The sequence below is a fragment of the Streptomyces sp. Edi4 genome (genome assembly GCF_040253615.1).
In the GTDB taxonomy this organism is placed as follows: Bacteria; Actinomycetota; Actinomycetes; order Streptomycetales; family Streptomycetaceae; genus Streptomyces.
In genome coordinates, this window is the sequence record NZ_JBEJGY010000004.1 from 2,363,653 (window position 1) to 2,390,140 (window position 26,488).

Below are 26,488 nucleotides of genomic sequence, written 5' to 3' on the forward strand. Positions count from 1 at the left end.
TGCAGGGACCGCCCCGATCGGCGCTCGATTTGAGGGCAACCGGGTGATCTCTTTAGGAGACGTTGACCCCGAAGTCTAGGGCGATGCCCCGCAGACCCGATGCGTACCCCTGGCCGACGGCCCGGAACTTCCACTCGCCGCCGTAGCGGTACAGCTCGCCGAAGATCATCGCGGTCTCCGTCGAGGCGTCCTCGCTGAGGTCGTAGCGGGCCAGCTCCTGGCCGTCGGCCTGGTTGACCACGCGGATGAACGCGTTGGCGACCTGCCCGAAGGTCTGGCCCCGGTTGTCGGCGTCGTGGATCGAGACCGGAAAGACGATCTTGTCGCAGCCGGCGGGCACCTTCGTCAGGTCGACGATCAGGGACTCGTCGTCGCCCTCCCCCTCGCCCGTGAGGTTGTCGCCGGTGTGCTCGACGGAGCCCTCGGGGCTCGTGAGGTTGTTGTAGAAGACGAAGTACTCATCGCCCAGCACGCGTCCGTTGGCGCACAGCAGCGCGCTGGCGTCGAGGTCGAAGTCGGCTCCGGTGGTGGAGCGCGCGTCCCAGCCGAGGCCGACGAGGACCTGCGTGAGGTTCGGTGCGGCCTTGGAGAGGGAGACATTGCCTCCCTTGGCGAGCGTGACGCCCATGATCGTGTCCTCCCCGATAAGTGGAACAGGTGGTGAGCGCGTCCGGCGCCGCGCCTTTGGGGGCGGTGGGCCGGACGAAAAAGCGGCGGGCTCCGACGTCGACGCCGAAGCCCTCAGCCCCTGTGACCAGGGCCTATAGCACCCCCGTCCGGCACAGCCAAACGCACAGGTCAGAGCCTACATGCCCTGATCGCATTCCCGGCGGGTTCCGGCCCGTTTCCGTGCCTTTGGGGGTGCGGTGGTGGTTGGGTGCGTCTGGGGGCGCCGTGACGGCTGGGTGCTGGCCCGTGGGGCCGTCCGGGCCAGCACACCTCAGCGCGTGGGGGTGGTTTCCAGTAGAGGAAACTCGATCCCCTTGCCACCGCCATGAGGGGCCGCGAACATCGGACACGACACCTGAAGCGGAGGGGGCCCAGTGGCAACAGAACTGACGCTTTTGGTCGGGGTCTGTGACGAGGGCGACTGCCCGACGATCTACGCCACCGACAGGGGGACGCTCGCCGTACAAGGTGCGGAAATCACCGACCACGGACGGGAGATTCCCGCGTACGAGACCATGGTTGAAATCCCCATCGAGCTCATCCGAAAGGCAATCCGTGACAACCTCATCCAAGTCTCTGGGTGACTGGTTCAAAGACTTCGAGCGGGAAGCTTTCCGACTGGAAACCCTGGACGATTACAGCCAGTCCGGCGGCGTGGATGCCTACCAGGCCTTCCTTGCCGGGAAACCTCAACCGGAGGAATACAAAACCGCCGGATGGGTCAGGACAGTAAGCGACGCGGTGCAGGCGGGAAAGCGCATCTACCGCGTACACGTGTTGGCACGTCCGCTGACCGACTATCTTCGGTTCGAGCTGTCGTGGGGCTACATTCGCAACATGGCTGCCGGAGAGGAGTTCTTCATCCTGGACACCACCAGCCAGGGGAACCCTGTCCCGGAAGCTCCCGACTTCTGGATGTTCGATGACCAGACGATTGGAGCCATGAAGTACGACGGTGAGGGTAAGTACCTCGGCGTCGACTTCATCAGTGAAGACAAACGGCCGGAGTTCCGCCGGTACCGGGATACGGCGATGGCTTCGGCCGTTCCGTTCCCCGAGTGGTGGGCCCAGTACGGCGAGTGAACAGATCGAGTCTCGGTTCTGCGCTACGGGCGCTGCGCGAGTCCTCCGGGATGGAGGCCAAGGCAGTGGCTCGTAGCGCCGCCATGTCCAGGTCCAAACTGTCCAAGATCGAGAACGGCAACACGTCTCCGAGCGTCACTGACGTGGACTGCATCCTCACCGCGCTGGCTGTTTCAAAAGAGGTCAAGGCCGAGTACATGGCTGCCGCGCGAGCAGCAGCGACAGAGACGACCACCTGGCGCCTGATCCGACGACTGGGGTACAACCGAAAGCAACAACAGATTCAGGCTCTGGAATCTCAGACTCACCTATTCCGCCTGTTTCAGCCGTCACTGATCCCAGGCCTCCTCCAGACACCGGAGTACATTCGAGCCGTCTTCGCGCGCAGGAACCTCACCGAGGCGCAACTGGATCTCACGATTAGCGCGAGGCTGGCACGGCAAGCCGCGCTTTATGATGTCGACAAGGAGTTTCGGTTCATCATTACGGAATCCGTGCTTCGCTGGCGGATTGTGGCCCCGCTATTGATGGTTGGACAGTTGGACAGGGTAATATCCGCATCCCGGCTCCCCAACGTGGATATTCGAGTGGTACCCCTGGCCGCCCCACAGGTGGACTTTCCGGGGCATTCGTTCTCCATCAAGGATGCGCGCACGGTGACCATCGAGACTGTCCACGCAGAGAGCGTGGTGACCGATCCCCGGGATATAGCGCTCTACACGTCAAAGTTTGATGGATTCGCGCGTACCGCTGTTGCTGGGGGGGATATGCGGGAATTGATCGCTTCCATCCGGGACGGCTTTTTGCGCGAACAGGAAACTCTCTAGGCGGCGGTCCGCGCCAGGCTGACACTTGTGCGGTGACGAGGACTCCGACGAGGGGAAGCCATGACCAGTCCGCTCAAGTACCCGCGCCCGCCGGTGGAGTTGGCCGGGGCGGTGGAGGCGTATCTGTACGACTGTGCGCCGGCCGATGGGTGCGGGGTGTGCGCCGCGCTTGTGAGGGAGTTGGGTGAGGCCAAGGCGGCCGGGAAGTGGAGCGCGGCGTACGACGCTGCCGCGGAGGTCAGGAATCACCCGCACCCGAGGCGGGGGCGGTGATGGAGATGCGGGAGTGGCGCGACGCCTGGGACCGCGCCCAGCACGCCACCGACGCGCTCAGGGAAGCCCTGGACGGGATGGGGGCCGGTGCGACGCGCACGGCGCACTTGCGGCCCACGGTGAGCCGCAAGGGGACGGCCTGGGTCGACGTGGGTCAGCTCCCGGCGTACCTGGCCGAGCGGGTCGCCGAGGTGATCCGGGCCGGGAGCCTCGACCGCACCGGTCAGTCATGAGCGGGCGTGCGACGTATAGCGCCGCGAAGGCCCCCCAAGGTGAAGTTGGGGGGCCTGTGGTCGGAGGGCCGGCCTCAGACGTTGACGCCGAAGTCCTGTGCGATGCCGCGCAGGCCCGACGCGTAACCCTGGCCGATGGCGCGGAACTTCCACTCCGCGCCGTTGCGGTACAGCTCGCCGAAGACCATCGCGGTCTCCGTCGAGGCGTCCTCGCTCAGGTCGTAGCGCGCCAGCTCGGAATTGTCCGCCTGGTTCACCACGCGGATGTAGGCGTTGCGCACCTGGCCGAAGGACTGCTGGCGGGACTCGGCCTCGTAGATCGAGACCGGAAAGACGATCTTGGCGACATCGGCCGGCACCGCGGCCAGGTTCACCTTGATGACCTCGTCGTCGCCCTCGCCCTCACCGGTGAGGTTGTCACCGGTGTGCTCGACCGAGCCGTCGGGGCTCTTGAGGTTGTTGAAGAACACGAAGTTCGAGTCGTTGGTGACCTTGCCCTGGTCGTTGGTCAGCAGGGCACTGGCATCCAGGTCGAAGTCACCCCCGGTGGTGGTGCGTGCGTCCCATCCCAGACCGACGATGACCGCGGTCAGGTTGGGGGCGGCCTTGGTCAGCGAGACGTTGCCGCCCTTGCTGAGGCTGACTCCCACGAGTCCTCCCAATGGTGTGAGGGGCAAGCTGGGTCAGCGTCCCCGTCGTGCGTTGGCATCGGATCAACGAATGGATCCTAGTGACCGGTTCCCGGGTCAGACAGACGATTCGGCCGAACGACGCATCAGGTGTCGCCCGGCCGGTCCGGCGGCGCCGCGCGCTCAGATGGTGTCGAGCGCCTTGAGGTAGTCGTTCAGGTCGCGTGCGTCCGGAAGGCCGTTCACCACGCTCCAGCGGACCACACCTTCCTTGTCGATGACGAAGGTGCCGCGCACCGCGCAGCCCTTGTCCTCGTCGAAGACGCCGTACGCGCGGCTGACCTCGCCGTGCGGCCAGAAGTCGGAGACCAGCGGGTACTCCAGGCCCTCCTGCTCGGCGAAGACGCGCAGGGTGTGGATGGAGTCGTTGGAGACGGCGAGCAGCTGGGTGTCGTCGTTGACGAACTTCGGCAGGTTGTCGCGCAGTTCGCACAGCTCGCCCGTGCAGACGCCGGTGAAGGCGAACGGGTAGAAGAGCAGCACCACGTTCTTCTCACCGCGGAAGTCGCTGAGCTTCACGGTCCTGCCGTGGTTGTCCTTGAGCTCGAACTCCGGGGCCTTGGTGCCGACCTCGATAGCCATCAAAACGCCTTCCCTTCACTGGGCCGATCTGGTGACACCCACCCTACGCACCCCGCCACGCCAAGGGCCCCCTCGGGCAACAGCCTGAGGGGGCCCTTGGGGCGTGAGGAGGGATCAGCGCTTGCCGGACTTCAGGCGGGTGCCCGACCAGTCCTTGGCGACGCTGACGCTCTTGGCCGGCGACAGGCCGGCGGTCTGCGCCGCGTCCTGGATGTCGCTGGGCTCGATGTATCCGTCCCGGCCGGTCTTCGGGCTCAGCAGCCAGATGGTGCCGGCGTCCTCCAGAAGACCGATGGCGTCCACCAGCGCGTCCGTAAGGTCGCCGTCCTCGTCCCGGAACCACAACAGCACGACATCGGCTGTGTCGTCATAGTCCTCGTCGACGAGATCCTGGCCAATCAGGGACTCGATGCCCTCGCGGAGATCCTGGTCGACGTCGTCGTCGTAACCGATCTCCTGGACCACCTGTCCGGGCTCGAACCCCAGCCTCATGGCCGGGTTGGTCCGCTCCTCCGCGTGGTCCGCGGTCGCGCTCACGGCTTGCCTCCTGATCTTGATTCGGTAAGTTCTCCAGCCGCGCGCGTACGCGGGGCATGGGGCGTAGTCCACACGGGCGGGACGAATCTCGCAAGTACCCGGCACCCGAACCCGCCCTTCGGGGCCCAGTGTGGCCGTGTTCAGGGACATCCGCATCCCCGCCGGTGATTCATCCCACACGCTTGGTCACTATTTGTTCCGTTCTGTTCCTCCGGGTACCCCTCTCGGGTTCGAACACCCTTCGGGAACGGATGGCCGGGTTGAGCGTAAGGTTGCGATTTGGCCCGACCCGTCCAGGCCCTGAGCCTACTTCCTGCTCCGGTGCCGGTTACCCCTCGGTTACCTCTCGGTAGAGATGACGTTTGCGCCCCAGCGGTACACGATGGGATGCGGCGCACAATTGGCTGTCCCCGCATCCCCCGACAGTGAAGGAACAGCGTGGCTTCCGGATCCGATCGCAACCCGATCATCATTGGCGGCCTGCCGAGCCAGGTCCCGGACTTCGATCCCGAAGAGACCCAGGAGTGGCTCGACTCCCTGGACGCCGCCGTCGACGAACGCGGCCGGGAACGGGCCCGCTATCTGATGCTCCGGCTGATCGAGCGGGCGCGCGAGAAGCGCGTGGCCGTGCCCGAGATGCGCAGCTCGGACTATGTCAACACGATCGCCACCAAGGACGAGCCGTTCTTCCCCGGCAACGAGGAGATCGAGCGCAAGGTCCTCAACGCGACCCGCTGGAACGCGGCCGTGATGGTCTCCCGTGCGCAGCGCCCCGGCATCGGCGTCGGCGGCCACATCGCGACCTTCGCCTCCTCCGCCTCCCTGTACGACGTGGGCTTCAACCACTTCTTCCGCGGCAAGGAGGAGGACGGCGGCGACCAGATCTTCTTCCAGGGCCACGCCTCCCCCGGCATCTACGCCCGCGCCTACCTCCTCGACCGGCTCAGCGAGCAGCAGCTCGACGCCTTCCGCCAGGAGAAGTCGAAGGCCCCGCACGGGCTCTCCTCCTACCCGCACCCGCGGCTCATGCCGGACTTCTGGGAGTTCCCGACCGTCTCGATGGGCCTTGGCCCGCTCGGCGCGATCTACCAGGCGCGGATGAACCGTTACATGGAGGCGCGCGGCATCGCCGACACCTCCAACTCGCACGTGTGGGCCTTCCTCGGCGACGGCGAGATGGACGAGCCCGAGTCGCTTGGCCAGCTGTCCATCGCGGCCCGCGAGAACCTGGACAACCTGACCTTCGTCGTCAACTGCAACCTCCAGCGCCTCGACGGCCCGGTGCGCGGCAACGGCAAGATCATCCAGGAGCTGGAGTCGCAGTTCCGCGGCGCCGGATGGAACGTCATCAAGCTGATCTGGGACCGCAGTTGGGACCCGCTGCTCGCCCAGGACCGCGACGGCATCCTGGTCAACAAGATGAACACCACGCCGGACGGCCAGTTCCAGACCTACGCCACCGAGACCGGCGCCTACATCCGTGAGCACTTCTTCGGCGACGACCACCGACTGCGGGCCATGGTCGAGGGCATGACCGACCAGCAGATCCTGCACCTCGGGCGCGGCGGCCACGACCACAAGAAGATCTTCGCGGCGTTCGCGGCGGCCAAGGCGCACAAGGGCCAGCCGACCGTGATCCTTGCCCACACCGTCAAGGGCTGGACGCTCGGGCCCAACTTCGAGGGCCGCAACGCGACCCACCAGATGAAGAAGCTGACGGTCGACGACCTCAAGGGCTTCCGGGACCGGCTGCACATCCCGATCACGGACAAGGAGCTGGAGGGCGGCGCGCCGCCGTACTACCACCCCGGACGCAAGTCCGAGGAGATCCAGTACATGCACGACCGCCGGCTCGGGCTCGGTGGCTATGTGCCGACGCGCGTGGTGCGCGCCAAGCCGCTTCCGCTGCCCGAGGACAAGACGTACGCGGCCGCCAAGAAGGGTTCGGGCCAGCAGTCGATCGCCACGACGATGGCGTTCGTGCGCATCCTGAAGGACCTGATGCGGGACAAGGAGATCGGCAGGCGCTTCGTGCTGATCGCGCCCGACGAGTACCGCACCTTCGGCATGGACGCGTTCTTCCCGAGCGCCAAGATCTACAACCCGCTGGGTCAGCAGTACGAGGCGGTCGACCGCGAACTCCTGCTCGCCTACAAGGAGTCGCCCACGGGCCAGATGCTGCACGACGGCATCTCCGAGGCGGGCTGCACGGCGTCCCTGATCGCCGCGGGTTCGGCGTACGCCACGCACGGCGAGCCGCTGATCCCGGTGTACGTCTTCTACTCGATGTTCGGTTTCCAGCGCACCGGCGACCAGTTCTGGCAGATGGCCGACCAGTTGGCGCGCGGATTCGTCCTCGGCGCGACCGCCGGACGTACGACGCTGACCGGCGAGGGGTTGCAGCACGCCGACGGGCACTCGCACCTGCTGGCCTCGACCAACCCGGCCTGTGTCGCCTACGACCCGGCGTACGGCTACGAGATCGCGCACATCGTCAAGGACGGTCTGCGCCGGATGTACGGGCCCGAGAGTGAGGACGTCTTCTACTACCTCACGGTCTACAACGAGCCGATCCAGCACCCGGCCGAGCCGTCGGACGTCGACGTGGACGGCATCCTCAAGGGCATCCACCGCGTCGCCCCCGGTGCGTCGGGCGCCATCCCGGCGCAGATCATGGCGTCCGGTGTCGCCGTGCCCTGGGCCATCGAGGCGCAGCGGATCCTCGCCGAGGAGTGGAACGTACGAGCCGACGTCTGGTCGGCGACGTCCTGGAACGAGCTGCGCCGTGACGCCGTCGAGGTGGAGGAGCACAACCTGCTGCACCCCGAGGAGGAGCAGCGCGTCCCGTACGTCACGCGCAAGCTCCAGGGCGCGCAGGGGCCCTTCGTGGCCGTCTCCGACTGGATGCGGGCCGTGCCCGACCAGATCGCGCGCTGGGTTCCCGGCACGTACCAGTCGCTCGGCGCGGACGGGTTCGGCTTCGCGGACACGCGGGGTGCGGCGCGGCGCTTCTTCCACATCGACGCGCAGTCGATCGTGCTGGCCGTGCTCACGGAGCTGGCCCGGGAGGGGAAGGTCGACCGGTCGGCGCTCAAGCAGGCGGTCGACCGGTACCGGTTGCTGGATGTGAGTGCGGCTGAGCCGGGGGCGGCAGGGGGCGACGCGTAAGCGCTCCGCTGGGGTTGCGGGGTACGGATGCGGTGCGGTGGGCGCCGGCGGGGTTGCCCCCCGCCGGCCTCGCCCTGTCCGGATGGTCGCCTGTAGCCACGCGCGGCTGATTGCGCAGTTCCCCGCGCCCCTTGAAGGGTCGGACCTCGGGTGCGGGTCCGTGGGTGATTGCTCGCGCCGTTCCCCGCGCCCCTTCAAGGGGCAGACTTCGGGTGCGGGCCCGTGCGTGGTTGCTCGCGCCGTTCCCCGCGCCCCTGGCGGGGTCGGTGCGGGCCCGCACATGCATGGTCAGCCCGTCCGGCGATTGAGGACGAGCGCCCTTTAGGCGCGAACGGGGTCTGGGGCGGAGCCCCAGGGGTTTTCCCTTTACCCCCGGAGGGTTTAGGGAAGGGGTGGGGAGGGGCACCCCGGGGTCTGGGGCGGAGCCCCGGGGGCCCGGGCGCGGGTAGGCCCGCCGCGTTCCCCGCGCCCCCGGAAGGAATTGCACGGGGCGGCCACCCCGGACGCTCAGCCCACCAGCCAGATGATGGCCAGCACCGTATCGATCGCGCCCAGGATCAGGGCGACCCAGGCCGGCACCGCACCGGAGGCCCGGCGGCGCCCCATCGCCTCCCAGCCGCAGGCCATCGCCACCGGCCCCAGGACGATCGACAGGACGAAGAATCCCGCGACCGCGCAGACGAGCCCGATGATGCCCAGCGTCGCGCGGTCCGGCCCGGTCCGGGGCCACATGCGGTTCCGTGACCGGGGGGTCCTGCGCGTACGGCTCGTGTGTCCGAAGCCCGCCATCATCACTCCCTGAGGTTGTCGGCTCGGCCTCCACAGAACCGGGTACCACGCCTCGGCTCCCCCACACCCTGAACTCCCGTACCGAACAGGGGGATTGAGGGGACTGAGGCGCGCGGCGCCCGCCGGAACACCGAGCCGGCCCGGTCAGATGTGACCGGCGCCCGCACCCGCCTGCGCGTTCTCGCCGCGCTTGGTGAACATCGCGACCGCCGCGGCGAGCACCGCCACGACCCCGGCGACGGTGAACGCGGCGCTCATGCCCGACACGAACGTGTCATGCGCGACGCCCGCGATCTTGGCAGCGATCTCCGGCGGCGTGCCCGGCTTGGTCGGGCCCATGCCGACCTCGACCGCCTTGGACAGGCCGGAGGAGTCCTTGGGGCTCAGGGGCGGGAGCTTGGCGGCGGCCCAGTTCTCGGGGAGCTTGGAGGTGACCTGCGAGGACATCACCGCGCCGAGCACGGCGGTGCCGAGCGAGCCGCCCACCTGCATGCCGGCCTGCTGGAGACCGCCCGCGACGCCGGACAGCTCCAGCGGCGCGTTGCCGACGATGACCTCGGTGGCGCCGACCATGACGGGGGCCAGGCCCATGCCGAGCAGCGCGAACCAGATCGACATGGTGGCGGTGCCCGTGCCGATGGTCAGCCGGGACATGCCGAACATGGCGACGGCGGTGCAGACCATGCCGCCGACCAGCGGGATACGCGGACCGAGCTTGGTGATCAGGATGCCCGCGACGGGCGAGGCGACGATCATCATGCCGGTCAGCGGCAGCAGGTGGAGCCCGCTATCGACGGCCGTCATGCCGTGCACGTTCTGAAGGTAGAAGGTGACGAAGAAGAGGCCGCCCATGAAGGCGAACGCCATGAGGATCATCAAGACGGTGCCCGCCGAGAGCGGGACGGAGCGGAACAGGCCGAGCGGGATCAGCGGTTCCTTGACCTTGGTCTCCCACAGCGCGAAGAGCACGAAGCAGATCACCGCGGCCGCGATGAACCCGAGGGTCTTCCCGCTGCCCCAGCCGTACTCCGAGCCCTTGATGAGGGCCCAGATCATGCAGAACATCGCGACCGAGAGGAGCAGGATGCCCAGGACGTCGAACGACTTCGGGGCGTTCTCCGCGCGGTGATCGCGCAGGATCAGCAGGCCGAGCACCAGCGCGATCGCGCCGACCGGCACGTTGATGAAGAACACGGACTGCCAGCTGACGTGCTCGACGAGCACGCCGCCCAGGATCGGGCCGCCCGCCGTGGAGGCGCCGATGACCATGCCCCAGATGCCGATCGCCATGTTCAGCTTCTCGGCCGGGAAGGTGGCGCGCAGCAGACCGAGCGCGGCCGGCATCAGGAGCGCGCCGAACAGGCCCTGGAGCACGCGGAAGGCGATGACGAAGGTGACGCTGTGGGACAGGCCGATGGCCCCGGACGCGGCCGCGAAGCCGACCACACCGATGAGGAAGGTCTGGCGGTGGCCGAAGCGGTCACCGAGCTTGCCCGCGGTGATCAGCGAGACGGCCAGGGCCAGCATGTAGCCGTTGGTGATCCATTGGACGTCCTGGAGCGAGGCGTCCAGGTCGTGCTGGATGGCCGGGTTCGCGATGGCCACGATGGTGCCGTCGAGCGCGACCATCATCACGCCGATGGCCACGGCGAAGAGCGTCAGCCAGGGGTGGCCGCGCAGCCCCTTGGCCGGCGCCGGTATCTCATCCTGCGGCGCCTTTTCCACGGCGATATGACTAGTCATGCGTTCGAGGCTAGTGTCAGCGGCTGACAGTTGACAAACCATTTCACAAGTCGGTGGCTGTCACATGGCTCACAGCTAGACTGAGCGTGCCGAATACGGCCGGATATGACTGAGATTCGGCTGGAATGTGGTGGATATTTGGCCGGCATCCGGACCGGCATGCGACTGGGACGCGACGAAAAGAGAACCTGACGTGACGGTGGAGCAGCGGCCGGTGGCGCCCTCGGGCGGCCTGCGCGAGCTGAAGAAGCAGCGCACCCGCGACGCCCTGCTGCGGGTGGCCCTCGAACTGTTCACGACCCAGGGGTACGAGCGGACGACCATCGACGAGATCGCCGAAGCGGTCGACGTCTCGCAGCGCACGTTCTTCCGCTACTTCGCCAACAAGGAGGCCGTGGTCTTCGCCGCCCAGTCCGCCGTGGAGGGGCACTTCATCGACGCGCTGCGCGAACGGCCCCCCGGTGAGGGCCCGTTCACCGCGATGCGCCGTTCGGTGCTCTCGGCCTGGGACACCATCGAGGAGCGCCTGTCCCCCGTGGTGCCGGTCACCCTCTACATGCGTACGTACCAGGTGATCGAGTCGACCCCCGCGCTGCTCGCCGTCCATCTGCGCCGCTCGGTGGAGCTGGAGGAGCACATCGCGCGTCTGATCGCCGAACGCGAGGGTCTGGACGTGGACGCCGACCCCAGGCCCCGGGTGGCGGTGGCCGCCTTCACCGGGGTGATGCGGGTGGCCGGCTGTCTCTGGGGGAAGGGCCAGGACACGAGCGTGGCGGCGATCCGCGAACTCACCTGCGCCTACATGGATCACCTCGGCCCCGCCCTCGCCGACGACTGGCGCTCCTGACCCGAAGGGGCGCGGCGGGGCCGACGGCGGCGCCCGCACCGTACGGAGCGTGCGCCCGCGCGCGCTCTTGGTGAGGCTACGCCGAGTTCAAACGTGATCTGAGTCACTGTCAGTGCGGGGGGCCTCCCGGGTCTCCTACTGTGGTCCGCAGTGACTTCCTTCGACTCCTCCCCCACGCTGAACGCCTGGCGCGCGCTGCTCGCGCTCGCCGTCGTGTTCGTCATGCTCGCGACCTCCGGCTGGACGGCGATCCGCGGCCACGCCGACGACTCCGCGCCTCGCGCCAAAGCCCTCGCGGCCTGGGCGCGGGGCACGATAGAGGGCCACAAGCTGCCCGGGGCCGACGGCACCGCGCAGCAGCTCGCGCACTTCTTCGGCACGCTCACCTCCCACGAGCGCGACGAGCTGGCCGACCGCTACCCGCTGGTCGTGGGCAACCTGAACGGCGCCCCCGTATCCCTGCGCTACCGCGCCAACCGGGCCGCGCTCACCGAGGCCCGCGCCGTCGAGCAGAAACGCACGGTCGATCCCAGGCTCTCCGCCGACGGCCGCCAGGACGCGAACCGGCGGATGCGCCGGTTCGCGTCACTGCTCGACGACGACCGCCAGATCCTCGCCTTCGACCCCTCCGACACCGGCCGGGTCGCGGAGGTCTTCGGTGATCTGGACCACGCCGAGCGAGTCTCGGTGATCGTCCCCGGGGTCGACACCAACGTCTTGACCTTCGAGAAGTCCAGCCGCAGGAACACCGCACCGGTCGGCATGGCCGAGTCCCTGTACGCGGCCGAGCAGGCGGCCTCGCCCGGCACCAAAACCGCCGTGATCGCCTGGGCCGACTACACGGCGCCGGCCGGGCTCGGCATCGACGCGGCGATCGGCAGGCTGGCCGAAGAGGGCGCGGTACGCCTTTCCGCCATGGTGCGGGCGCTGCCGGGGACCTCGCGGGTCGAGCTGTTCTGCCACAGCTACGGCTCCGTGGTGTGCGGGGTCTCCACCCGTGAACTGCCGTCCCGCGTCAGTGACATCGCGGTGGCGGGCAGCCCCGGCATGCGGGTGCGCGACGCCGCGCAGCTGGGCACATCGGCCCAGGTCTGGGCGATGCGCGACAAGGACGACTGGATCCAGGACGTGCCGTACCTGGACGTCGCGGGCCTCGGCCACGGCGCGGACCCGGTCTCGGCCGCCTTCGGCGCCCGCGTCATGTCGGCCGCCGGAGCGATCGGCCACACCGGCTATTTCGAGCCCGGCACCCGCAGCCTCGCCAACTTCGCCGCCATCGGGGTTGGCGCGTACCAGGCGGTCGGCTGCGCCGCGGCCGACGCCGACTGCTCCAGCGGAATTTCCGTCCGGTCCGCGGCTTGACGGACGCGACGGCGGGCGGACACGCGTAGACGCCGTGGGTTGTCCCGTGCGGCGGGGCGAGGACGGGGTTTCCTCGGAGGGGGGACGCGGAGGCCCGAGCCGCCTACGATGAGGCGCATGGGTGATGTGCTGGCCGGAATTCATGCCACCTGGGAGTTCGGGACCGACTCCGTGCTCATCCGCTTCGAACGGGGGATCCGCGCGCCGAAGCTCTTCCAGGCGCTGCGGGAACGACGCATCCCCTACGAGGCGTTGGAGTCGGTGACGCTCTGCCCGGGCAAACGCGGCACGGTGGTGCTGCACGCGGTGCCGAGACCTGGCGCCGATCCGCTGATGGAAGCCGCCGCCGGCCAGCTGAAGGAGTCCTGCGACCCCTACCGCCTGGTGCTGCCGGCCGAGCGCGAGATGCTGGCCGAGTACTACGCCGACGAACTGCGCTCCTCCTTGGTGGCACACGCCGGTGACACGGCCGAGCGCCATCTGGTGGCGGCGCCCGAGGCCCCGCTGAGCTTCAAGGCGTACGACGGCCGGGCCGGCTTCGACGGCAAGCAGGTCACCTTCCGGTGGTTCTGGACGGGCGCCTCCTCGGAGAAGTGGAAGGCCGGCGACCAGACCTTCCCCGTCGCCCGGCTCAGCGGCGTCGAATGGCGCTCCCCCGAGGTCTTCGACGGACATCTGCGGCTGCTGCCGCGCGCGACGGACGGGACGGAAGGTTTCGCCGGACCCGCCGACCGCGATCCGGCGTCCGTAATCTTCGGCCTCGGCTACGGCCCGGTGCACGAGTCGCTGCCCTTCGCCGCCGCGGTCCTGGCGGCCGTGCGGGACGGCGGGGGCGGTGGGGCCGGTGGGGCAGGCCTCTCGATCCCGCACCAGATCGTCCCGGTCCCGGCGGACCGGCGCGACCCGGCGGACATCGCGGAACGCATCCGCCACCTCGGAGACCTGCACCGGGCGGGCCTGGTGACGGACGACGAGTTCAGCGCGAAGAAGGCGGAGCTCCTGGCGGAGCTGTAGGCGGGGAGATCCTTACGGGGCTGTGGCCAGGAGCCGGGAGCCCGGGGTGGCGGCGGGCGGCCTACTGCTCGCGGGCCGCCGAGGTGGACGACATGTCCGGGTAGCGGTCGCCCGCCACCTGCCCGGCGATGGGCTCGAGCAGTGCCAGCTCCTCGGCGCTCAAGGTGATGCGGGTGGCGCCGGTGTTCTCCAGGAGGCGGCCGCGCTTGCGGGTGCCGGGGATCGGCACGACGGTCAGGCCGTGCACCTGGGCCCGCTGCTGCACCCAGGCCAGCGCGATCTGGGCGGTCGTCGCGCCGTGCGCCGCCGCGATCTTGTGCAGCGGTTCGAGCAGGGCCGCGTTGGCGGCGGCGTTGTCGCCGGTGAAGCGGGGCTGGTGCCTGCGGAAGTCGCCGTCGGTCAAGTCCTTGCCCGCGTCGGCGAACGCGCCGGTGAGGAAGCCGCGGCCCAGCGGCGAGTACGGCACGAAGGTGACGCCGAGTTCGGCGGCGGCCGGCACGGCGCTGCGCTCGACGTCGCGGCTGAAGACCGACCACTCCGACTGGAGCGCGGTGATGGGGTGCACGGCGTGCGCCTCGCGCAGTTCGGCGCCGGTGACCTCGCTCAGGCCCAGGTGCTTGACCTTGCCCTCCCGTACCAGCTCGGCCATCGCGCCGACGGACTCCGCGAGCGGCACCTCGGGGTTGCGGCGGTGCATGTAGTAGAGGTCGATGACCTCGATGTCCAGGCGGCGCAGGCTCGCCTCGACGGCCTTCTTGATGTACGCGGGACTGTTGTTGATGCCCCGGTAGTGCGGGTCGTCGGCGCGGCGCTCGATGGCGAACTTGGTGGCCAGCGTCACCTCGTCGCGGTGGGCGGCGAGGAAGGGCGCGAGGAAGCGTTCGTTGGCGCCGGAGCCGTAGACGTCGGCGGTGTCGATGAGGGTGACGCCCGCCTCGACGGTCGCCTCCAGGGTGTCGCGCGCGGCGGCCTCGTCGGTGTCGCCGTAGAACTCGCTGATGCCCATGGCGCCGAAGCCCTGGACACCGATCATCGGCCCGTCGGCGCCGAGCCGTACGGTGCTGATCTTCTCAACCGGGTTCTCGCTCATGGGGATTCAGGCCCTTTCCGACGCCGGGAAGGCGTCCGCTTCGGACGCCTTGCGGGCGTCCGCGTAAAAGTCGATCTTGTAGTCGAGTACGGCGAGCGTGTCCTGGAGCTCCGCCATGCGCGCGATGACGTCGCGCCGGGTCTGCTCCAGGAGCTCCTGGCGCTCCTCGAAGGTGTGTGCTCCCTCGCGGACGAGTTCGGCGTAGCGGACCATGCTCGCGACCGGCATGCCGGTCAGGCGGAGCTTGCCGACGAAGGCCAGCCAGGTCAGGTCCTTGTTGCTGAACCTGCGCTGCCCGGTGTGCGAGCGGTCCACGTGCGGCATCAGGCCGATGCGTTCGTACCAGCGCAAGGTGTGCGCGGTGAGTCCGGTGCACGCCACCACTTCGCTGATGGTGTAGCGGTCCTGGCCGTCGGGGCGGGGGTGGGGCGGTTCCGTCGCGCACAGCCCCTGCCGGACCCGTGCCGCGACCTTCACCGCCGTGCTGTCGATCACCGTCATGTCCTCCACGCTAGGACCTTGGAGTGCACTCCAAGCAAGCGAATTGGGCGCCGGATCCTCCCGCGTGCCTGCGCTCGCCTCCACCGCACACCGCCCGGGCGCTCGCGGCAACCGGACGGAGCCCGACGCGGCCGCGTCGGGCTCGGGGGCGCGGGCTAGGCTCGTACGCATGGAGAGCCTGCGGATCATAGAGACCTGGCCCGTGCCCACCGCCGCGGCGGCGGTGGTGCGGGCGGACGGAACACTGGCCGGCGCGCACGGAGCGGTGTCCCACCGGTTCCCGCTGGCCTCCGTCACCAAGCCGCTCGCCGCCTACGCGGCCCTCGTCGCGTACGAGGAGGGCGCCATCGAGCTCGACGAGCCGGCCGGGCCCGCCGGCGCCACCGTACGGCACCTGCTCGCGCACACCTCCGGCCTCGCCTTCGACGAGCACCGCGTCATGGCGCCCCCCGGTGATCGCCGGCTGTACTCCAACGCGGGCTTCGAGGTCCTGGGCGACCACATCGCCAAGCAGTCGGGCATCCCCTTCGCCGACTACGTCCGTCAGGCCGTGTTCGCGCCGCTCGGCATGGACGCGAGCAGCGTGGAGGGCTCCCCGGCCAAGGACGGCGTCTCGACCGTCGAAGACCTCGCGAAGTTCGCGGCGGAACTCCAGGCGCCCCGGCTGCTGCACCCGGCCACGGTCGCCGAGGCCACGCATGTGCAGTACCCGGGCCTCAAGGGCGTGCTGCCCGGCTACGGCCACCAGAACCCCAACGACTGGGGGCTCGGCTTCGAGATCCGGAGCGCCAAGTCCCCGCACTGGACCGGAAGTTCGTCCTCGCCGCGCACCTTCGGCCACTTCGGCCAGGCCGGTACGTTCCTGTGGTGCGACCCGGACGCGGGCCTGGCCTGCGTCGCCCTGACCGACCGCGCGTTCGGGCCCTGGGCGGCCGAGGTGTGGCCGGTGTTCACCGACGCGGTGCTCGCCGAGTTCACCCGGAGCTGAGCTCCCACAGCAGCACTTCGGCGGCGTCCTCGGCCACCAGATCCAGGCCGCCGGCGGCGCTGATCCGCGCCGAGTCGCCCGGCGCCAGCACGTCCTGCGCCAGGCGCACGCGACCGCGCACGACATGGACGTACACACCCGGCGCACCCGGCACCTCGGTGCGCGCGCCGGGCGCGAGGCGCCGCACGTGGAGCACGGCGCCCGCCGGGCGGACCGGGTACGGCGTGGAGTCCGCGACGGCGCGCACGATGTCGTAGGCGGGGACGCCGCCGGGCTCGGCCGGGGCGAGCCACATCTGGAGGAAGACCAGCGGCTCCGCTCCCTCGTTGCGCTCCTCGTGCCGCACGCCGGCCGCCGAGCTCAGCCACTGCACGTCTCCCGGGCGCACCCGCGTGGTGTGGCCCGTCGAGTCGCGGTGGGTGAGCTCGCCCTCGATCACCCAGGTCACGATCTCGGTGTGGCTGTGCGGATGCTCGTCGAAGCCCGCGCCGGGCGCGAGGCGTTCCTCGTTGCACGCGAGCACCGGCCCGAAGCGCAGGTTGTCCGGGTCGTAGAAGCGGCCGAAGGAGAAGGCGTGCAGGGACTCGATGCCGGCGTCCGCTTCCCCGCCCGGGTAGCGCTCGTCGCCGCGCCTGACTGAAATCACGCCCACCACGGTAGACCCGGCGGCGCCGGCCCGAGCCGTTTGTCACCCGGACTCACCCCGGCCCGGCGCGGAGGGTTGCCGATAAGGCACTCTTGTCCCCGTGCCAGCACCCGATCCCGAACACCCCGCGAAGAATGCCCATCCGCACGCGGCGACCCTCAAACGCCTGGAGCAGTCCTCGGGACGGCTCGCGGCGAACGCGATCGCCCGCATGGACGCGACGTTGCCGTGGTACCGGGCGATGCCGCCGGAGAACCGCTCCTGGATCGGTCTGGTCGCCCAGGCCGGCATCGCGGCCTTCACCGAGTGGTTCCGGCATCCCGAGACGCCCCAGGCGATCTCGACCGACGTCTTCGGCACCGCCCCGCGCGAACTGACCCGGGCCATCACCCTGCGCCAGACCGTGGAGATGGTGCGCACCACCATCGAGGTCATGGAGACCGCGATCGACGAGGTCGCGGCGCCGGGCGACGAGTCGATCCTGCGCGAGGCGCTGCTCGTGTACGCCCGCGAGATCGCCTTCGCGACGGCCCAGGTGTACGCGCAGGCCGCCGAGGCGCGCGGCGCCTGGGACGCGCGGCTCGAATCCCTGGTGGTCAACGCGGTGCTGTCCGGTGAGGCGGACGAGGGCGCCGTGTCCCGGGCCGCGGCCCTCGGCTGGAATTCGCCCGAGCACGTGTGCGTGGTGCTCGGTACGGCGCCCGACGGCGACAGCGAGCTGACCGTGGAGGCGATCCGGCGGGCGGCGCGGCACACCAAGCTCCAGGTGCTCACCGGGGTGCTCGGCGACCGTCTGGTGGTCATCGCGGGCGGCAGCGACAATCCGCTCCAGGTGGCCAAGGGCCTGATCGGGCCCTATGCCGCGGGCCCCGTGGTGGCCGGGCCCATCGTGCCCGACCTGCTGGCCGCGACCCGGTCCGCGCAGGCGGCGGCCGCAGGGCTGAAGGCGTGCTCGGCCTGGCAGGACGCGCCCCGGCCGGTTCTCGCGGACGATCTGCTGCCGGAGCGCGCGATCGCCTCCGATCCTGCCGCGCGCGAGCAGTTGGTGGAGGAGATCTACAGACCGCTGGAAGAGGCGGGCTCGGCGCTCCTGGAAACCCTGAGTGTCTATCTGGAGCAGGCGAGCAGCCTCGAGGGCGCCGCCCGGATGTTGTTCGTCCACCCCAATACCGTCCGCTACCGGCTGCGACGTGTGACGGACGTCACCGGATGGTCACCCTCCGATGTGCGCTCCGCGTTCACGCTGCGGATCGCGCTGATCCTGGGGCGCCTGGCCGACGGAGATTCGCAGTCCTAGACTTTTGTCGGACACCCACAATTCCCCCGACGGTTCTTCGTCCCTGTCCCCACGGGCGTACGGAGCCGTCCACAAGAGAGAGTGTGAGAGTGCTCGTACTCGTCGCTCCCGGCCAAGGCGCTCAGACGCCCGGCTTCCTGACCCCTTGGCTTGAACTGCCCGGCGCCGCCGACCGGCTCGCCGGATGGTCGGACGCCATCGGTCTCGACCTCGTCCACTACGGCACGCAGGCGGACGCCGACGCGATCCGTGACACCGCCGTGGCCCAGCCCCTGCTGGTCGCCGCCGGTCTGCTGGCCGCCTCTGCGCTGGGTGAGATCTCCCCGGGCGCCGTCGCGGGGCACAGCGTGGGCGAGATCACCGCCACCGCCATCGCGGGCGTCCTGTCGGACGAGGCCGCGCTGGGCTTCGTGCGCAAGCGTGGTCTGGGCATGGCCAAGGCCGCCGCCGTCACGCCGACCGGCATGGCCGCGCTGCTCGGCGGCGCGCCCGATGACGTGCTGCCGCACCTGGAGAAGCTGGGCCTGACGCCGGCCAACGTGAACGGCGCGGGCCAGATCGTGGCCGCGGGCACCGCCGAGCAGCTGGCCGCACTGGAGGCCGACAAGCCCGAGGGCGTGCGCAAGGTGGTGGCCCTCAAGGTCGCCGGAGCCTTCCACACCCACCACATGGCCCCGGCCGTGGCGGAGCTGGCCGAGGCCGCGAAGTCGCTCGACATCGCACAGCCGCGCCTGACCTACGTCTCCAACGCGGACGGCCAGGCCGTGGCGAGCGGCCAGGACATCGTGGCCCGCCTGGTCAACCAGGTCTCCAATCCGGTCCGTTGGGACCGGTGCATGGAGACCTTCACCGAGCTGGGCGCGACGGCGCTGATCGAGCTGTGCCCGGGCGGCACCCTGACCGGCCTCGCCAAGCGCGCGATGCCCGGCGTCAAGACCCTCGCCCTGAAGACCCCCGCCGACCTCGACGCGGCTCGCGCGGTCATCGCCGAGCACGCATCCGCCTAAGGAGCGAAGAGCCATGTCGAAGATCCGGCCCAGCAAGGGCGCTCCGTACGCCCGCGTCCTGGGCGTCGGCGGCTACCGTCCGGTGCGTGTGGTGCCCAACGAGGTGATCCTGGAGACGATCGACTCCTCCGACGAGTGGATCCGCTCGCGCTCCGGCATCGCCACCCGCCACTGGGCCTCCGCCGAGGAGACCGTGGCCGCGATGTCGATCGAGGCCTCGGGCAAGGCGATCGCCAACGCCGGGATCGACGCCGCCCAGATCGGCGGCGTGATCGTCTCCACCGTCTCGCACTTCAAGCAGACCCCGGCCGTGGCGACGGAGATCGCCGACAAGCTGGGCACCGGCAAGGCGGCCGCCTTCGACATCTCGGCCGGCTGCGCGGGCTTCGGCTACGGTCTGACCCTGGCCAAGGGCATGATCGTCGAAGGTTCGGCCGAGTATGTGCTGGTCATCGGCGTGGAGCGGCTGAGCGACCTGACCGACCTCGAGGACCGCGCGACGGCGTTCCTGTTCGGGGACGGCGCGGGCGCCGTCGTGGTGGGCCCCTCCAACGAGCCGGCCATCGGCCCCACGATCTGGGGTTCCGAGGGCGACAAGTCGGAGACCATCAAGCAGACCGTGCCGTGGACCGAGTACGACAGCTCGGGCAAGTTCCCCGCCATCACGCAGGAGGGCCAGGCGGTCTTCCGCTGGGCCGTGTACGAGATGGCGAAGGTCGCCCAGCAGGCGCTGGACGCGGCCGGGATCAGCCCGGACGACCTGGATGTCTTCATTCCGCACCAGGCCAACATGCGGATCATCGACTCGATGGTGAAGACTCTCAAGCTGCCGGACCACGTCACGGTCGCCCGTGACGTGGAGACCACCGGCAATACCTCGGCCGCCTCGATTCCGCTCGCGATGGAGCGGCTTCTGGCGACCGGACAGGCGAAGAGCGGCGACACCGCGCTCGTCATCGGCTTCGGGGCGGGTCTCGTGTACGCCGCGACGGTCGTTACCCTCCCCTAGGCACTCCGGATCTTCCGGAAGCCCGTAATTCCAAGCATTGACACCGAAGGAGCGCCAACATGGCCGCCACGCAGGAAGAGATCCTCGAGGGTCTCGCCGAGATCGTCAACGAGATCGCCGGTATCCCGGTCGAGGACGTCGAGCTGGGCAAGTCCTTCACCGACGACCTGGACGTCGACTCGCTGTCCATGGTCGAGGTCGTCGTCGCCGCCGAAGAGCGCTTCGAGGTCAAGATCCCGGACGAGGACGTCAAGAACCTCAAGACGGTCGGCGACGCCGCTGACTACATCCTGAAGCACCAGGCCTGATTCAGGACCTGAATTCGGGCCGCCACCCAGCGGTGGCGCCGCTGATTCACGCCCCTTACACACGTGGAGAAATTTCCTGTGAGCTCGACCAATCGCACCGTGGTCGTCACCGGTATCGGCGCAACCACACCGCTGGGTGGCGACACCGCCTCGACCTGGGAAGGTCTGCTGGCGGGACGCTCCGGTGTCCGTGCCCTCGAGGGTGAGCGTTTCGCCGAACTGCCGGTCAGGATCGCGGCCCCGGCCGCGGTCGACCCCGGTGAGGTGCTGCCCCGCCCGCTGGCCCGCAAGCTGGACCGCTCGGCGCAGTTCGCGCTGATCGCGGCCAAGGAGGCCTGGGCGGACGCGGGCTTCACCGCCCCGGCGGGCGAGGAGTCCGGCCTCGCGCCGGAACGGCTCGGCACGGTCATCGCGTCGGGCATCGGCGGCGTCACCACCCTGCTCGACCAGTACGACGTGCTCAAGGAGAAGGGCGTACGCCGCGTCTCCCCGCACACCGTGCCCATGCTCATGCCCAACGGCCCCTCGGCCAACGTCGGCCTGGAGGTCAACGCCCGCGCGGGCGTGCACACCCCCGTCTCCGCGTGCGCCTCGGGCGCCGAGGCCATCGGGTACGCCGTCGAGATGATCCGCACCGGCCGCGCCGACGTGGTGGTCGCGGGCGGCACCGAGGCGGCCATCCACCCGCTGCCCATCGCGGCGTTCGCCAACATGATGGCGATGTCCAAGAACAACGACCACCCCGAGCAGGCCTCGCGCCCCTACGACAAGGCCCGTGACGGCTTCGTCCTGGGCGAGGGCGCCGGCGTCGTGGTCCTGGAGTCCGCCGAGCACGCGGCCAAGCGTGGCGCCCGGGTCTACTGCGAGGTGCTGGGCCAGGGTCTTTCGGCCGACAGCCACCACATCGCGCAGCCCGAGCCGACCGGCCGGGGCGTCGCCGCCGCGGTGCGGAACCTGCTCGACTCCACCGACCTCAAGCCGTCCGAGGTGGTCCACCTCAACGCGCACGCCACCTCAACGCCGCAGGGTGACATCGCCGAGATCAAGGCGCTGCGCAAGGTGCTCGGCGACGACCTGGACCACGTGGCGATCTCCGCGACGAAGTCCATGACCGGCCATCTGCTCGGCGGCGCGGGCGGCATCGAGACCGTCGCCACCGTCCTGGCCCTGCACCACCGCGTGGCGCCGCCGACCATCAACGTCGACGAACTCGACGACGAGGTCGACGCGGCCCTGGTGAGCAGCGAGCCGCGCAAGCTGCCCGAGGGTTCGATCTCCGCGATCAACAACTCGTTCGGCTTCGGCGGCCACAACGTGGTGCTCGCCTTCCGCTCGGTCTGAGCGCGTTCCGTACACGTGTGAAAGGGCCCCACCCTGTGGTGGGGCCCTTTCGCGTACGCGGGTGTGTTCTCAGACGACCTGGTGCAGCCAGCGCACCGGGGCGCCCTCTCCGGCGTAGCGGAAGGGCTCCAGTTCATCGTCCCAGGGCTTGCCGAGCAGCTTGGCGATCTCGGCCTCCAGGACGGTCTCGCCCTGCGCGGAGCGGGCGAGCGCGGCCCGCAGCCGGTCCTCCGGGATCAGGATGTCGCCGTGCATGCCGGTCACGGCGTGGAAGATGCCGAGGTCGGGCGTGGCGCTGTAGCGCTCGCCCTCGGCGGTGGCGCACGGCTCGGCCGTCACCTCGAAGCGCAGCAGGTGCCAGCCGCGCAGCGCGGAGGCGAGCTTGGAGGCCGTGCCGGGTTCGCCGCGCCAGGAGAACTCGGCTCTCCAGGTGCCGGGCGAGGCGGGCTGGCGGATCCAGTCGAGCTGGACGCGCACCCCCAGGACGCCGGCCACGGCCCATTCGACGTGCGGGCACAGCGCGCGCGGGGCTGAGTGGACGTAGAGAACTCCACGTGTCGTCACCGGGACCTCCAGTGCGGTTCGAGGTTCGCCTTCCCCAGCGGCCTCGCGCCCCTGCCGTTCCCGGTCAGGACAGCACCTGACATTCTGCCCCTGGGTTCAACAGTAAACAGCATCGGGAGCTAATCTCCTGAAAAGGGACAGTATGTGACGTGATGTAATTTACCGGAGCCGTCTGGCGTGGTTCCTCTGGCTGGACGGGCCCAAGCTACCGCGCTGAGCCCTGCCAAGGGTGTCGTAATGTCGGTCGGAGCGTCTTCGAACACGAAGCTTTCACCCGCGAGGACGCCGCGAGAACCGCACGACCACCGCACGGAGGGGGACCGGGACATGCCGGACAGCCGCCAGGGCCGTCGCACGCCCGCCATGGCCGCCCTGCTCGCGGCGGCCGCGCTCGCCCTGACCGCCGGCTGCGAGTCCGGTGGCCCCACCGGAGCGGGCCCCGCCGCCTCGAAGAAACCGTCGCCCACGCCGTCGCCCGCCTGGAACCGCAGCCCCCGCTCGATAGCCGCCGTGGGTGACTCGATCACCCGCGGTTTCGACGCCTGTACGGTGCTCGCCGACTGCCCCGAGGTCTCCTGGGCGACGGGCGGCGACACCCAGGTCGACTCGCTCGCGACGCGGCTGCTGGGGCCATCGGCGCCCACCCACAGCTGGAACTACGCCAAGACCGGGGCCAGGATGGCCGACCTGCCCGGGCAGATGACCCGGGCCGCGGCCGAACATCCCGGCCTGGTCACCGTGATGACCGGCGCGAATGACGCCTGTCGCGACGACGTGGCGGCGATGACGCCGGTCGCCACCTTCCGTGCGGAGTTCGTGAAGGCGCTTGGTGAACTGCGCGCGGTCTCGCCCCAGTCCCAGGTGTACGTGGCGAGTGTGCCCGATTTGAAGCGGCTGTGGTCCACGGGGCGGGGCAGTCCGCTGGGCAAGCAGATCTGGAAGCTCGGCATCTGTCAGTCGATGCTGGCGGACGCGGACGATCTGGGGGCGGCGGCGGTCGCGCGGCGGGAGGCCGTCTACGACCGGGTCGTGGCGTACAACCAGGTCCTCAAGGACGTGTGTGTGAAGGACCGGGCGTGCCGTTACGACGACGGGGCGGTCTTCTCCTATTCCTTCTCCGGGGCTCAGCTCAGCCCCTGGGACTGGTTCCACCCCAGCAAGGACGGACAGGCGCGGTTGGCCGAGCTCGCGTACGCGAGGGTCACGGCCTGAGCGTGCGCCGGGGCCACGTCGTCGGGGCTCCGCCCCCCCAAGGAGGCGCTGCTCGTCGCCGTCCTGGAGGAGCGGGACCAGTGGGGCACCGGCGGGCGGCGCGAGGCGGCCGAGGGCCGGCGCCTTGAGCTGCCGGCCTCCTTGGTCGAGTACCACGCCATGCGGCCCGGCGTGGTCCGGACGTTCTCGGCGCTGCTCGGTGAATCGGTGACCGAGCGGCATCCGGCCCGCGCGTTCTTCACCGGCCTACGCGCAGGTGCGCGGCGAGATGGCGGCGGTGCCGCGGGCGGAGTTCGGTGAGCGGCTGCCCGGCGGCCTGAGCCCGGAGCGGGCCGCGCCGCTGCTCGTCGCGGTGCTCGACGGCCTCCAGTACCAGTGGCTGCTCGATCCGGACGCGGTGGACATGGCGGGCGCCTTCCGCGACCTCGTGACGCTGCCGCACGGGTCCGGCGGCTCATAAGTCCCTCTATCCACACGGGACTTCCGTGCCAATACTGGGCGCCACCCGATTCCGACGGAAGGACCCATGGTGCGACGACGTATACGGGTGGCACGGCTCGCCCCGGCTCTGGCGGCGCTGACGTTCTGCGCACTGCTCGGCCCGGCCCCGGCGCAGGCCGCGACGGGGCCCCGGACGGCCACCGTGGAGGAGCAGCGCCTGGCGGACCCGGTGCCGAAGGAGATCCTGGAACGCAGCGGATTCTCCGACGTGGCGCCCGAGTTCACGCGCGCCCTGCACGGCGTACGGTCCGCCGAAGCGGCGCGCCGGCTCGTGGCCCGCGAGGGGACGCGCCTGTGGCAGCGGGCGGTGGACCGGGTGCAGGGCCGGGGCCCGGCGGGCGGCGACCTGAGCCGCGACGACGACCGCCCGCTGTACTGGGCCAGGCTCGGCCTCACCCGCGAACTGAGGCTGTGGGAGCCGGACTTCACCCTGTCCGACGCGGACCGGGCGGCGCTCATCGACAGCCTTGAGCAGACCTCGCGCGGCCAGAAGAGCGTGCGCTATCCCGAGGGCAAGGGCTTCAAGCGCGTCCTGGTGACCGGGTTCGATCCGTTCACGCTGGACAGCGACATCCGCATCAGCAACCCCTCCGGCGCGACCGCGCTCGCCCTGGACGGCACCTGGCTCCGCACCCCCGACGGGCAGTTCGCGCGGATCGAGGCCGTGACGTTCCCGGTGCGCTGGCAGGACTTCGCGGACGGGGCGGTGGAGCGGGCGCTCACGCCGGTCCTGCCGAAGGTGGACGCCTTCACCACGGTGAGCCAGGGCCGGGTCGGCCGCATCGACGTCGAGCGCTTCAACGGGGCCTGGCGGGGCGGCTTCTGGGACAACGTGGACGCGTCGAGCACCGGCACGGTTCCGGTGAGCGATCCCGCCTCCCAGCCGCAGTGGACCCGTACGACACTTCCGTACCAGCGCATCGTGGCCGCGAAGACCGGGCCCTTCCCGGTCTACGACCACACCGATGTCACCGAGATCCCGGCCGGCGCGACCACCCCGGTCGACCGGCTCGATGGACCCACTCCGGGCTCGGCCGCGCGGGCCGGGGGCGGTGGCGACTACCTCTCCAACGAGATCGCCTACCGGGCCACCCTGCTCCGCGACCGCCTCGGCCTCGGCATCCCGGGCGGCCATGTGCACACGCCGGTCCTGGAGTTCGGGCCGGGCAACACCGACCCGGGGACGGGCACGGTCAGCGATCCCCAGTTCGTCCGCAACCGGTTGGACATCGTGGCCCAGATGAGGGCGATCGTGGCGGTGGCGGCGCGGTAGGGCGGCGGCGCCGGGCCCGTCCGGCGCGGCGGCTTTCCGGGGGGCCCTAGCAGGCGGCCGGCGCGGCCACTTTCCGGCCGGGCTCTAGCAGGCGGCCGGCGCCGCGCCGGCCGCGCCCACGTCCCCGCCCGGCTCCGTGTCGTCGCCCGGCTCCGCGTCGTCGCTCTGCGGGGCGTCCGGCTCGCCGAGCAGGTCCCGCACCATCAGGGTGGCTCCCGCGACCGCCCCCGGCATGAGGAAGACCGCGACCAGCGGGACCGCGAAGGCCACGGCGAGGGGCACGCCGAAGCCGAGGACCAGCAGACGGCGCGAGCGCAACAGGGCGAGCCGGGGCCGCAGTTCCATGCCCCTGCGTTGCAGGGCGACCGCCGTGAGCTCTTCGGCGAGGAAGAAGCCCGTGACGCAGAACCCGATCGCCGGGATCACGCTCTGGCCGATCACCGGCACGAAACCGAGGCCGAACAGCAGGAGGCCGTAGCAGGAGACCCGCACGAGGACGCGCAGGGAGTCACGGGCGGAGATCCACAGCTCGCGCCAGAGCGGCAGGCCCGACTCGGGGGCCGCGCCGCCGCTCACCGCCCGGTCCACGTCGGCGGACAGCTTCTCGTAGAAGGGCTGGCCGACGAGCAGGGTCACCGCCGTGAAGGAGATCACGGCGAGGAAGAGGCCGAGCGCGAAGACGAGCGCGGTCAAGAACCCCCGGAACAGGCCGAGCCAGGGCGAGGACCAGCCGTCGGCGAACGGGGTCGCCCAGCCGACGACGTCGTCCGCGCCGAAGGCGAGCCCGATCAGGGCGCCCACGTACAGGACGAGGGTGATGAGGCCGGGCAGCAGTCCCACGCCGAGTGACCTGCCGTGCCCGGCGGCCCAGCGCTGCCCCTTGACCAGATAACCGAAACCCGTCCCTATGTCACGCATGGCTTCGACCCTATCCG

28 protein-coding genes and 1 pseudogene are annotated in these 26,488 nt (G+C 70.1%); 18 read left to right on the plus strand and 11 right to left on the minus strand.

Going from position 1 to position 26,488, the window contains the following annotated elements:
* Nucleotides 1-52: 52 nt before the first annotated feature.
* Nucleotides 53-628, minus strand: a complete 576-nt coding sequence (locus tag ABR738_RS12755; protein ID WP_350230091.1) for a TerD family protein — start codon at nt 626-628, stop codon at nt 53-55.
* A gap of 415 nt (nt 629-1,043) precedes the next feature.
* Here ABR738_RS12755 and ABR738_RS12760 point away from each other — a divergent pair, with 415 nt between their 5' ends.
* From ABR738_RS12760 to ABR738_RS12780, 5 genes are read left to right on the plus strand one after another with little or no spacing between them, the layout of a single operon-like run.
* Nucleotides 1,044-1,253 carry a hypothetical protein gene (locus ABR738_RS12760; RefSeq protein ID WP_350230092.1) on the plus strand — a complete coding sequence of 70 codons (210 nt, stop codon included), beginning with the start codon at nt 1,044-1,046 and terminating at the stop codon, nt 1,251-1,253.
* Complete coding sequence (locus ABR738_RS12765) at nt 1,225-1,752, plus strand: DUF6879 family protein (RefSeq protein WP_350230093.1); 528 nt, start codon at nt 1,225-1,227, stop codon at nt 1,750-1,752. Before ABR738_RS12760 ends, ABR738_RS12765 begins: the two co-directional genes overlap by 29 nt.
* Nucleotides 1,749-2,579, plus strand: coding sequence for a helix-turn-helix domain-containing protein (locus tag ABR738_RS12770; RefSeq protein ID WP_350230094.1), 831 nt, complete (start codon nt 1,749-1,751; stop codon nt 2,577-2,579). Before ABR738_RS12765 ends, ABR738_RS12770 begins: the two co-directional genes overlap by 4 nt.
* Nucleotides 2,580-2,639: 60 nt before the next feature.
* A complete protein-coding gene (locus ABR738_RS12775) occupies nt 2,640-2,852 on the plus strand; it encodes a hypothetical protein (protein WP_350230095.1) in 213 nt (70 codons plus the stop codon).
* A complete protein-coding gene (locus ABR738_RS12780; protein WP_350230096.1) occupies nt 2,849-3,085 on the plus strand; it encodes a hypothetical protein in 237 nt (78 codons plus the stop codon). Before ABR738_RS12775 ends, ABR738_RS12780 begins: the two co-directional genes overlap by 4 nt.
* A 74-nt stretch (nt 3,086-3,159) precedes the next feature.
* On the opposite strand, the gene ABR738_RS12785 is transcribed toward ABR738_RS12780, so the two are convergent.
* The 3 genes from ABR738_RS12785 to ABR738_RS12795 form a co-directional block, all read right to left on the minus strand.
* Entirely contained in the window at nt 3,160-3,735 is a 576-nt protein-coding gene (locus ABR738_RS12785; protein WP_350230097.1) for a TerD family protein, read from the minus strand.
* Between the two features lie 162 nt (nt 3,736-3,897).
* Nucleotides 3,898-4,356: a peroxiredoxin gene (locus tag ABR738_RS12790; protein WP_350230098.1), complete on the minus strand. Its 459-nt coding sequence runs from the start codon at nt 4,354-4,356 to the stop codon at nt 3,898-3,900.
* A gap of 114 nt (nt 4,357-4,470) precedes the next feature.
* Nucleotides 4,471-4,893 (minus strand): DUF3052 domain-containing protein, encoded by a 423-nt coding sequence (locus tag ABR738_RS12795; RefSeq protein WP_350230099.1) that lies wholly within the window; start codon nt 4,891-4,893, stop codon nt 4,471-4,473.
* Between the two features lie 438 nt (nt 4,894-5,331).
* Between ABR738_RS12795 and aceE the strand changes: the two genes are divergently transcribed.
* Complete coding sequence (gene aceE, locus ABR738_RS12800) at nt 5,332-8,061, plus strand: pyruvate dehydrogenase (acetyl-transferring), homodimeric type (protein WP_350230100.1); 2,730 nt, start codon at nt 5,332-5,334, stop codon at nt 8,059-8,061.
* Nucleotides 8,062-8,568: 507 nt separating this feature from the next.
* Here aceE and ABR738_RS12805 read toward each other — a convergent pair.
* Nucleotides 8,569-8,853, minus strand: coding sequence for a small hydrophobic protein (locus ABR738_RS12805; protein WP_350230101.1), 285 nt, complete (start codon nt 8,851-8,853; stop codon nt 8,569-8,571).
* Nucleotides 8,854-8,994: 141 nt separating this feature from the next.
* Nucleotides 8,995-10,593, minus strand: coding sequence for an MFS transporter (locus ABR738_RS12810; RefSeq protein ID WP_350230102.1), 1,599 nt, complete (start codon nt 10,591-10,593; stop codon nt 8,995-8,997).
* 193 nt (nt 10,594-10,786) lie between these two features.
* On the opposite strand from ABR738_RS12810, the gene ABR738_RS12815 reads away from it, so the two are divergent.
* The 3 genes from ABR738_RS12815 to ABR738_RS12825 all read left to right on the plus strand — a co-directional run bounded on the left by ABR738_RS12815 (nt 10,787) and on the right by ABR738_RS12825 (nt 13,816).
* A complete protein-coding gene (locus ABR738_RS12815) occupies nt 10,787-11,440 on the plus strand; it encodes a TetR/AcrR family transcriptional regulator (protein WP_350230103.1) in 654 nt (217 codons plus the stop codon).
* Between the two features lie 150 nt (nt 11,441-11,590).
* Nucleotides 11,591-12,802, plus strand: coding sequence for an alpha/beta hydrolase (locus ABR738_RS12820; protein ID WP_350230104.1), 1,212 nt, complete (start codon nt 11,591-11,593; stop codon nt 12,800-12,802).
* Between the two features lie 117 nt (nt 12,803-12,919).
* The gene (locus ABR738_RS12825) at nt 12,920-13,816 is read left to right on the plus strand and encodes a DUF4429 domain-containing protein (RefSeq protein ID WP_350230105.1); all 897 of its coding nucleotides are present in this window, start codon (nt 12,920-12,922) and stop codon (nt 13,814-13,816) included.
* A 61-nt stretch (nt 13,817-13,877) separates the two neighbouring features.
* On the opposite strand, the gene ABR738_RS12830 is transcribed toward ABR738_RS12825, so the two are convergent.
* Both ABR738_RS12830 and ABR738_RS12835 read right to left on the minus strand, forming a co-directional pair.
* On the minus strand, nt 13,878-14,906 hold the full coding sequence (locus ABR738_RS12830; protein ID WP_350230106.1) for an aldo/keto reductase: 1,029 nt from the start codon (nt 14,904-14,906) through the stop codon (nt 13,878-13,880).
* Between the two features lie 6 nt (nt 14,907-14,912).
* Complete coding sequence (locus ABR738_RS12835; protein WP_350230107.1) at nt 14,913-15,407, minus strand: MerR family transcriptional regulator; 495 nt, start codon at nt 15,405-15,407, stop codon at nt 14,913-14,915.
* A 169-nt stretch (nt 15,408-15,576) separates the two neighbouring features.
* On the opposite strand from ABR738_RS12835, the gene ABR738_RS12840 reads away from it, so the two are divergent.
* Nucleotides 15,577-16,395, plus strand: coding sequence for a serine hydrolase domain-containing protein (locus ABR738_RS12840; RefSeq protein WP_350230108.1), 819 nt, complete (start codon nt 15,577-15,579; stop codon nt 16,393-16,395).
* On the opposite strand, the gene ABR738_RS12845 is transcribed toward ABR738_RS12840, so the two are convergent.
* Nucleotides 16,382-17,041: a pirin family protein gene (locus tag ABR738_RS12845; protein WP_350230109.1), complete on the minus strand. Its 660-nt coding sequence runs from the start codon at nt 17,039-17,041 to the stop codon at nt 16,382-16,384. The two genes, ABR738_RS12840 and ABR738_RS12845, sit on opposite strands and share 14 nt — an antisense overlap.
* A gap of 100 nt (nt 17,042-17,141) precedes the next feature.
* Between ABR738_RS12845 and ABR738_RS12850 the strand changes: the two genes are divergently transcribed.
* The 5 genes from ABR738_RS12850 (at nt 17,142) to fabF (ending at nt 22,003) form a co-directional block, all read left to right on the plus strand.
* A complete protein-coding gene (locus ABR738_RS12850; protein ID WP_350230110.1) occupies nt 17,142-18,338 on the plus strand; it encodes a PucR family transcriptional regulator in 1,197 nt (398 codons plus the stop codon).
* A gap of 89 nt (nt 18,339-18,427) precedes the next feature.
* A complete protein-coding gene (locus ABR738_RS12855; RefSeq protein WP_350230111.1) occupies nt 18,428-19,345 on the plus strand; it encodes an ACP S-malonyltransferase in 918 nt (305 codons plus the stop codon).
* A 13-nt stretch (nt 19,346-19,358) separates the two neighbouring features.
* On the plus strand, nt 19,359-20,354 hold the full coding sequence (locus ABR738_RS12860; RefSeq protein WP_350230112.1) for a ketoacyl-ACP synthase III: 996 nt from the start codon (nt 19,359-19,361) through the stop codon (nt 20,352-20,354).
* Nucleotides 20,355-20,413: 59 nt separating this feature from the next.
* A complete protein-coding gene (locus ABR738_RS12865) occupies nt 20,414-20,662 on the plus strand; it encodes an acyl carrier protein (protein WP_350230113.1) in 249 nt (82 codons plus the stop codon).
* 78 nt (nt 20,663-20,740) lie between these two features.
* Nucleotides 20,741-22,003, plus strand: coding sequence for a beta-ketoacyl-ACP synthase II (gene fabF, locus ABR738_RS12870; protein WP_350230114.1), 1,263 nt, complete (start codon nt 20,741-20,743; stop codon nt 22,001-22,003).
* Nucleotides 22,004-22,072: 69 nt separating this feature from the next.
* Here fabF and ABR738_RS12875 read toward each other — a convergent pair whose 3' ends face one another.
* The gene (locus ABR738_RS12875) at nt 22,073-22,567 is read right to left on the minus strand and encodes a DUF3145 domain-containing protein (protein ID WP_350230115.1); all 495 of its coding nucleotides are present in this window, start codon (nt 22,565-22,567) and stop codon (nt 22,073-22,075) included.
* A 327-nt stretch (nt 22,568-22,894) separates the two neighbouring features.
* Here ABR738_RS12875 and ABR738_RS12880 point away from each other — a divergent pair, with 327 nt between their 5' ends.
* The 3 genes and pseudogenes from ABR738_RS12880 to ABR738_RS12890 all read left to right on the plus strand — a co-directional run bounded on the left by ABR738_RS12880 (nt 22,895) and on the right by ABR738_RS12890 (nt 25,553).
* Complete coding sequence (locus ABR738_RS12880; RefSeq protein WP_350230116.1) at nt 22,895-23,779, plus strand: SGNH/GDSL hydrolase family protein; 885 nt, start codon at nt 22,895-22,897, stop codon at nt 23,777-23,779.
* A gap of 9 nt (nt 23,780-23,788) precedes the next feature.
* Nucleotides 23,789-24,239: pseudogene (locus ABR738_RS12885) on the plus strand (TetR family transcriptional regulator C-terminal domain-containing protein); the annotation flags it as partial.
* Nucleotides 24,240-24,305: 66 nt separating this feature from the next.
* Entirely contained in the window at nt 24,306-25,553 is a 1,248-nt protein-coding gene (locus ABR738_RS12890) for a pyroglutamyl-peptidase I (protein WP_350230117.1), read from the plus strand.
* A gap of 84 nt (nt 25,554-25,637) precedes the next feature.
* Here the strand turns inward: ABR738_RS12890 and ABR738_RS12895 are convergent, their stop codons facing one another.
* Complete coding sequence (locus ABR738_RS12895) at nt 25,638-26,471, minus strand: EI24 domain-containing protein (protein WP_350230118.1); 834 nt, start codon at nt 26,469-26,471, stop codon at nt 25,638-25,640.
* Nucleotides 26,472-26,488 lie beyond the last annotated feature (17 nt).

Coding starts and splice junctions, on each gene's coding strand:
- ABR738_RS12755 (WP_350230091.1), bottom strand. CDS start 628: ATGGGCGTCACGCTCGCCAAGGGAGGCAATGTCTCCCTCTCCAAGGCC.
- ABR738_RS12775 (WP_350230095.1), top strand. CDS start 2,640: ATGACCAGTCCGCTCAAGTACCCGCGCCCGCCGGTGGAGTTGGCCGGG.
- ABR738_RS12790 (WP_350230098.1), bottom strand. CDS start 4,356: ATGGCTATCGAGGTCGGCACCAAGGCCCCGGAGTTCGAGCTCAAGGAC.
- ABR738_RS12805 (WP_350230101.1), bottom strand. CDS start 8,853: ATGATGGCGGGCTTCGGACACACGAGCCGTACGCGCAGGACCCCCCGG.
- ABR738_RS12810 (WP_350230102.1), bottom strand. CDS start 10,593: ATGACTAGTCATATCGCCGTGGAAAAGGCGCCGCAGGATGAGATACCG.
- ABR738_RS12825 (WP_350230105.1), top strand. CDS start 12,920: ATGGGTGATGTGCTGGCCGGAATTCATGCCACCTGGGAGTTCGGGACC.
- ABR738_RS12830 (WP_350230106.1), bottom strand. CDS start 14,906: ATGAGCGAGAACCCGGTTGAGAAGATCAGCACCGTACGGCTCGGCGCC.
- ABR738_RS12835 (WP_350230107.1), bottom strand. CDS start 15,407: ATGACGGTGATCGACAGCACGGCGGTGAAGGTCGCGGCACGGGTCCGG.
- ABR738_RS12840 (WP_350230108.1), top strand. CDS start 15,577: ATGGAGAGCCTGCGGATCATAGAGACCTGGCCCGTGCCCACCGCCGCG.
- ABR738_RS12860 (WP_350230112.1), top strand. CDS start 19,359: ATGTCGAAGATCCGGCCCAGCAAGGGCGCTCCGTACGCCCGCGTCCTG.
- ABR738_RS12865 (WP_350230113.1), top strand. CDS start 20,414: ATGGCCGCCACGCAGGAAGAGATCCTCGAGGGTCTCGCCGAGATCGTC.
- ABR738_RS12880 (WP_350230116.1), top strand. CDS start 22,895: ATGCCGGACAGCCGCCAGGGCCGTCGCACGCCCGCCATGGCCGCCCTG.
- ABR738_RS12890 (WP_350230117.1), top strand. CDS start 24,306: ATGGTGCGACGACGTATACGGGTGGCACGGCTCGCCCCGGCTCTGGCG.
- ABR738_RS12895 (WP_350230118.1), bottom strand. CDS start 26,471: ATGCGTGACATAGGGACGGGTTTCGGTTATCTGGTCAAGGGGCAGCGC.